Below are 4950 nucleotides of genomic sequence, written 5' to 3' on the forward strand. Positions count from 1 at the left end.
CCCGTGGGGCCGGTGACGAGCAGGTCGTCGAGCGCGGCAAAGAACGTGTACGAATCGTTCTCGGCGAGCGCGCGCCGGGCGTCGAGCCCCGCGGCGCGGGCGCGCGGGAGCGTCGCCGGGTCGACGATGGCGCGCGCTTGCCGAGAACGATTCGTACACGTTCTTTGCCGCGCTCGACGACCTGCTCGTCACCGGCCTCACGGGGACAAACGTGGCCGACGTGACGGTGCTCATCGTGCCGTGACGGCGGATGTATACGTGTGTATACGAACGTATACGTCCCGGAAAAATCGTACTCGCGTTCGAGGCCCGCACGCTCACGCGGCGAGCGCGCGACCGAACGCTCGGGCGCTCGGGGACTCGCTCTTGCCGCTCGCTTCGCTCGCGGCTCGAGTCGCTTCTCCCCGGCGCCGTTTGTCGGCCGGCGCAAGCGCGCGGCCGCCTCACGGGCTCGATGGGATTTGAACCCATGACACCTCGGTTAAGAGCCGAGTACTCTACCTGGCTAAGCTACGAGCCCATCGCCGACGGGGCGCGCCGGCGCGGCGCGAATCCTCCCCGCCTTCTTTAGCCTTGCGGGCGGCGGCGGCGTGAGCCGCCCCGCCGTCGAGGTTTTCCGCCCGCGTCGCGTTTCCCTCGTATGGCGTTGGAGTGGTCGTTCTCGGCGCAGGCGCGCGCGCCGCCGGACGAGGTCTTCGCTTGGCTGTCCGATTTCCGGGACGACGACCATTCCGCGGAGGCGTTCCTGCGGGGCGCGGGTTGGCGCCGCGGCAAGCGGCCCGCCACTCGGCGCATCCTCGAGCGGGCGGGGAACGTCGTGCGGCTGCAGGATCGATGGGGCGGAAGCTCGTTTTCCCCGACCGTCACGCTCGACCCCGCGGCTCGGACCGTCACAATCGAAGGCGAATACGGATACCGAGCGGTTTGGCGGGTGGAGCCCACCGCGGAGGGCTCGGAGGTGAGCGTCGGGGGTCGCCTGGCGCCGTCGGGTTTGGCCCGACTGCTCTTGCCAGTGTTCGGCTGGGCCTTCCGCCGGCAATTGGAGGGCGATTTCCGCGGGCACATGGCGCATCTGCGGCACGATCTCGAGAAGTCCTGAAAGTAGTCCCTTGTGGGGGTACTTCGACTCGAACCGAGTCGTTTTTCGGAGCGTATTTCAACCAAGCTCGGGTTTGCTCGTTTCGGGATGCACAAGAAGACGAGCAAGCCCGTCGTTCCGAAGGAGCTTCAGGACTACTGGGATCGCCGGCTGTTCGAGCGGCGGCCCAAGGATTTGACGTAGCGTTCGCCGACCCGGGAACGCTTAAATAAGGGAACGCACTTCTCGGCGCTACCTTCCGCCAAGGAAGGCAACGACGTCTTGACCAGACGCTCGGGGCTACTCCCTGCGAGTCCCCACAACCGAGGACCCACGTTCTGGGCCTTGGGGCGGCGTCACGGTAGGACTGGACGAATAATAGGAAGGTCCCGTTCTACTCGCCCGCGGTGGGCCGCGCGTCGCGGCTCCCGGCTGCTGGTCGGCGTCCATCGAGGGAACCTCATGGTTGCCACCCACCGACCGAAGAAAGGCTCGCACGGGTTTTCCCCCCGCGTCCGAGCGGAGAGCAACGTCGCCCGGTTCTCGTCGTGGCCCGAGTCGGCCGCGGCCGAGCCCAAGCTGCAAGGCTTTGCCGGCTACAAGGCGGGCATGACGCACGCGCTCATGATCGACTACCGCCCGAAGAGCATCACCGCCGGGCAGGAAGTCCAGGTTCCCGTGACGGTCCTCGAGACGCCGCCCATGAAGGTCGCGGCGGTCCGGTTCTACCGCGAGACGGCGTACGGCTTGAAGACGCTCGGCGAGGAGTGGGCGACGGGGCTCGACAAGGAGCTTGGCGCGCGGCTTCCCGTTCCCAAGGAGCCAAAGCCGGTGAGCGCGGACGGCGGCAAGGTGGACGACGTCCGCGTGCTCGCGTACACGCAGCCGCGCCTCGTCACCGGCGTGGACCAGAAGATGCCCGACGTCATGGAGATCCGCGTGGGCGGCGGCGACGTGCAAAAGCGCATCGCCTTTGCGCGCGGGCTTTTGGGCAAGGACGTCGACGTGACCCAGTTCACGGCCGTGGGCGCGATGGTGGACATCGCGGCCGTCACGAAGGGCTTCGGTTTCCAGGGCTCTCCGGTCCGCTGGGGCGTCAAGCTCCAGAGCCACAAGAACAGCAAGAACCGCCGCGACACCACGCCGCTTGGGCCGTTCAACCCCGGCTACGTCCGCCCGACGGTTCCCATGCCCGGCCAGACGGGTTACCACCAGCGCACGGAGTACAACAAGCGCGTGCTCAGGGTCGGCGACAAGCCGGAGGAGATCAACCCCGCCGGCGGCTTCCTCGAGTACGGCCTCGTGCGCGGAACGTACGTTCTTCTCCACGGCAGCGTCGCGGGTCCGGCGCGAAGGCTCATCCGCCTGCGCGACGCGACGCGCTACACGCGCGGCATCAAGGTCGAGCAACCCCAGCTCACGTACGTGAGCGTCGCAAGCAAGCAGGGGGCCTGAAGATGGCAGTCAAGGTCAAGGTCTACGGAGTCGACGGCGCGGCCAAGGGCGAGCAGACCCTCTCGGCGAAGTTCGAGCAGCCCCTTCGCCCCGACCTCATCCGCAAGGCCGTCAGCGTGGCGCGCGCCAACCGCCGCCAGCCCTACGGAAGCGATCCCGAGGCGGGCCGCAAGCACTCGACCGAGTCGTGGGGCCCGGGCTCCGGCGTCTCGCGCATTCCGCGTCTTCGCGCCGGGCGCCGGGCCGCGGGCGTTCCGCCGGTCGTGGGCGGCCCGCGCGCGCACCCGCCCAAGGCCGAGAAGGCCTGGACCGAGAAGATCAACCGCAAGGAGGCCCGCAGGGCGCTCGCCTCGGCGCTGTCGGCGACCGCGCGAAAGGAGATCGTCGCCGCGCGCGGCCACAAGTTCGAGGATAAGGTCACGCTGCCGCTTGTCGTCGAGGACGCCTTCGAGGCGATCGACAAGACAAGCGAGCTTCTGGCCGCCTTCGAGAAGCTTGGCCTTGCGCCCGACCTCGTCCGCGCGCGCGAGGGCACGCAGCAGCGCCCCGGCATCGGCAAGCTCCGCGGCCGGCGCTACAAGGTGCCCCGCAGCCTGCTTCTTGTCGTTTCGCCCGGCGCGCCCGTTGCGCGCGCGGCCGAGAACCTGCCCGGCGTCGACGTCGTCTCGCCGCTTCGCGTGGACACGGAGGCCGTGGCGCCCGGCGGCGACGCGGGCCGGCTGCTCGTGATCTCGAAGAAAGCGCTTTCCGCCCTGGAGGGAAGGCCATGACGCTCGATCCGTACGCGATCGTTCTCCACCCGTTTGTGACCGAGAAGACGATGGCGAAGATGGAGGCCGGCGGCGAGAACACGCTCGTCTTTGTCGTCCACCGCGACGCCACGAAGCCCAAGATCAAATGGGCCGTGGAGCACCTCTTCGACGTCAAGGTCGCAAACGTTCGCACGCAGATCACAAACCGCGGGGAGAAGCAGGCCATCGTGCGCTTCGCGGAGGGCTACAGCGCCGAGGACGTCGGCATGAGGATCGGCATCTTCTGAGGGATGGGTCATGGGCAAGCGCATCTACGTTCAACGGCGCGGAAAGGGCGGCATCCACGAGGCGCCCGGTCACCGGTACGCGGGACCGGCGGTGCTTCTTGGCGTCTCCGGAGAGGCCACGATCGTCGAGATCCTGCACGATCCGGGCCACGGCTACCCCCTTGCCCGCGTGCAGGCGCAGGGCCAGGCGCAGCAGTTCGTCATCGCCCACGAGGGCGCCTTCGTCGGCCAGAAGCTGTCCCTTGGCGGCAAGCCCGACCCGGGCAACGTGCTGCGCCTCGCGGACATCCCCGACGGCATGCCCGTCTTCAATCTCGAGCAGAACCCCGGCGGCGGCGGCAAGTTCGTCCGCGGCCCCGGCACCACGGCGACCGTGGTGGCCCACGACGCGCGCGGCGTCACCGTGCGCCTGCCCTCGGGCGCGTTCAAGACGTTCCACGCGGACTGCCGCGCCACGATCGGCGTCGTGGCCGGCGGTGGCCGCGGCGAGAAGCCCATCGCCAAGGCCGGAAAGGCCTACCACAAGTGGAAGAGCACGGGCCACCGCTTCCCGCGCGTGCGCGGCGTCGCGATGAACCCCGTGGACCACCCGCACGGCGGCGGCAACGCCCACCGCAAGGAGGGCAAGCCCACGACCGTCGCGCGAGGAACGCCGCCGGGCCGCAAGGTCGGGCACATCGCCGCCCGTCGCACGGGCATCGGGAGGTAATCACGCATGGCCGACGCTCCCAAGGGATTCACGCCAAAGGCGGTTCGCCGCCCCCGCCGCAAGGTGGAGACGGGCAAGAAGAAGGAGTTCCTCTACCGAGGGCACACGCTCGACGAGCTGCGCGCCCTGTCGATGGAGGAGCTCGCCTCGATCCTTCCCGCGCGCGTGCGGCGCGACCTTCGCCGAGGCCTTGCGCCCGGCCAGCGGCACCTGCTCGAGCGCCTGGGCAAGGCCCCTCCCGAGGCGATCCTCCGGACGCACTGCCGCGACATGCCCGTCCTGCCCTCCTTCGTCGGGCGCACGCTTGCCGTGCACAACGGCAAGGAGTTCGCGCGCGTGGAGGTGCAGCCGGACATGATCGGTCACTACCTGGGCGAGTTCGCCCTCACGCGAAAGGCCGTCAAGCACACCGGGCCCGGCGTCGGCGCCACCCGCGGATCGAAGTTCATCCCGTTGAAGTGAGCACCATGGCGATGCGATACTCTGTGCAGCCGGATGCGGAAACGACGAGCCGCGCGCTCGGGCGGGACCTTCCCATCAAGCCCAAGCACGCCGTGAACGTGCTTCGCGCCATCCGCGGCAAGGACGTCGAGAAGGTCAAGGCGTACCTCGCGGCCGTGATCGAGGGCAAGCAGGCCGTGCCGTTTGTCTACCACAAGCGCCAGGTGA

8 protein-coding genes, 1 tRNA gene and 1 pseudogene are annotated in these 4950 nt (G+C 69.0%); 8 read left to right on the top strand and 2 right to left on the bottom strand.

What is annotated here, in order from left to right:
- On the bottom strand, positions 1-128 hold a 128-nt coding region (locus VM681_03965; GenBank protein HVL87154.1), incomplete at its 3' end, for an MOFRL family protein.
- Positions 129-133: 5 nt separating this feature from the next.
- Between VM681_03965 and VM681_03970 the strand changes: the two are divergent.
- A pseudogene (locus VM681_03970) lies at positions 134-244 on the top strand (MOFRL family protein).
- Between the two features lie 202 nt (positions 245-446).
- Here VM681_03970 and VM681_03975 read toward each other — a convergent pair.
- A tRNA-Lys gene (locus VM681_03975) sits at positions 447-520 on the bottom strand.
- A gap of 120 nt (positions 521-640) precedes the next feature.
- Here VM681_03975 and VM681_03980 point away from each other — a divergent pair.
- The 7 genes from VM681_03980 to rpl22p all read left to right on the top strand — a co-directional run.
- Positions 641-1099 (top strand): SRPBCC family protein, encoded by a 459-nt coding sequence (locus tag VM681_03980; GenBank protein ID HVL87155.1) that lies wholly within the window; start codon positions 641-643, stop codon positions 1097-1099.
- A 441-nt stretch (positions 1100-1540) separates the two neighbouring features.
- Positions 1541-2533, top strand: a complete 993-nt coding sequence (locus VM681_03985; GenBank protein ID HVL87156.1) for a 50S ribosomal protein L3 — start codon at positions 1541-1543, stop codon at positions 2531-2533.
- A 2-nt stretch (positions 2534-2535) separates the two neighbouring features.
- Positions 2536-3303: a 50S ribosomal protein L4 gene (gene rpl4p, locus VM681_03990; protein ID HVL87157.1), complete on the top strand. Its 768-nt coding sequence runs from the start codon at positions 2536-2538 to the stop codon at positions 3301-3303.
- The gene (locus VM681_03995) at positions 3300-3572 is read left to right on the top strand and encodes a 50S ribosomal protein L23 (protein ID HVL87158.1); all 273 of its coding nucleotides are present in this window, start codon (positions 3300-3302) and stop codon (positions 3570-3572) included. The genes rpl4p and VM681_03995 overlap by 4 nt, the downstream gene beginning before the upstream one ends.
- A 10-nt stretch (positions 3573-3582) precedes the next feature.
- Complete coding sequence (locus VM681_04000; protein ID HVL87159.1) at positions 3583-4281, top strand: 50S ribosomal protein L2; 699 nt, start codon at positions 3583-3585, stop codon at positions 4279-4281.
- A gap of 6 nt (positions 4282-4287) precedes the next feature.
- The gene (locus tag VM681_04005) at positions 4288-4743 is read left to right on the top strand and encodes a 30S ribosomal protein S19 (protein HVL87160.1); all 456 of its coding nucleotides are present in this window, start codon (positions 4288-4290) and stop codon (positions 4741-4743) included.
- An 11-nt stretch (positions 4744-4754) separates the two neighbouring features.
- Positions 4755-4950 (top strand): 50S ribosomal protein L22 (rpl22p, locus tag VM681_04010; protein HVL87161.1); only part of this gene is annotated, 196 nt, incomplete at its 3' end.

The organism is Candidatus Thermoplasmatota archaeon (assembly GCA_035541015.1).
Classification (GTDB): domain Archaea; phylum Thermoplasmatota; class SW-10-69-26; order JACQPN01; family JAIVGT01; genus DATLFM01.

Bases quoted from the DNA above. Each gene is read 5' to 3' on its own strand.
- VM681_04000 (HVL87159.1), top strand. From the start codon at position 3,583: ATGGGCAAGCGCATCTACGTTCAACGGCGCGGAAAGGGCGGCATCCAC.
- VM681_04005 (HVL87160.1), top strand. From the start codon at position 4,288: ATGGCCGACGCTCCCAAGGGATTCACGCCAAAGGCGGTTCGCCGCCCC.
- VM681_03985 (HVL87156.1), top strand. From the start codon at position 1,541: ATGGTTGCCACCCACCGACCGAAGAAAGGCTCGCACGGGTTTTCCCCC.
- rpl4p (HVL87157.1), top strand. From the start codon at position 2,536: ATGGCAGTCAAGGTCAAGGTCTACGGAGTCGACGGCGCGGCCAAGGGC.
- VM681_03980 (HVL87155.1), top strand. From the start codon at position 641: ATGGCGTTGGAGTGGTCGTTCTCGGCGCAGGCGCGCGCGCCGCCGGAC.
- VM681_03995 (HVL87158.1), top strand. From the start codon at position 3,300: ATGACGCTCGATCCGTACGCGATCGTTCTCCACCCGTTTGTGACCGAG.